The sequence below is a fragment of the Winogradskyella ouciana genome, from assembly GCF_009709615.1.
Lineage (GTDB): Bacteria > Bacteroidota > Bacteroidia > Flavobacteriales > Flavobacteriaceae > Winogradskyella > Winogradskyella ouciana.
Genome location: NZ_WJYA01000026.1, coordinates 1 through 464 on the forward strand (window position 1 = coordinate 1; position 464 = coordinate 464).

Here is a 464-nt window from a genome sequence, read left to right on the forward strand (position 1 = left end):
ATTATCGTTTCAAGGTAAAATGGGCTCTGAACTCCTTTCTCTGTCCGTTGGTCGGTTCGTCGTACTCAATGGTGAACCAGTAGTCGCTGGTCGGCATCATGTTGCCGTTGAACGTCCCGTCCCATCCGGAACCACTCGGGCTCAACTGCTTCAGCAGTTTCCCATAGCGGTCAAATATATAAATTTTGGCACCATTTCCAATGCCCTCGATGTTCCATGTGTCGTTGTTGCCGTCTCCGTTCGGCGTAAAGTACTTCGGATAGTCCAGTACAAATACCGTTACCGTGGTCAATCCACAACCTATCCTGTCCCTTGCCGTTATCACATGGTCTCCCTGGGAGACGTTGTCAAAGATGCCACTGTCCTGCCATGGGCCTCCGTCAAGGCTGTACTCATAGTCGCCGATTCCGGTTGCCACTGCCTCTATAACGTTATTATTCCCAAAAGCTTGTGTTACCACTTCG

General features: G+C 50.2%; 1 protein-coding gene. It reads right to left on the minus strand.

The window, feature by feature from the left end; genetic code table 11:
* Position 1: 1 nt before the first annotated feature.
* On the minus strand, positions 2–464 hold a 463-nt coding region (locus F1003_RS15515; protein WP_155090342.1), incomplete at its 5' end, for a T9SS type B sorting domain-containing protein.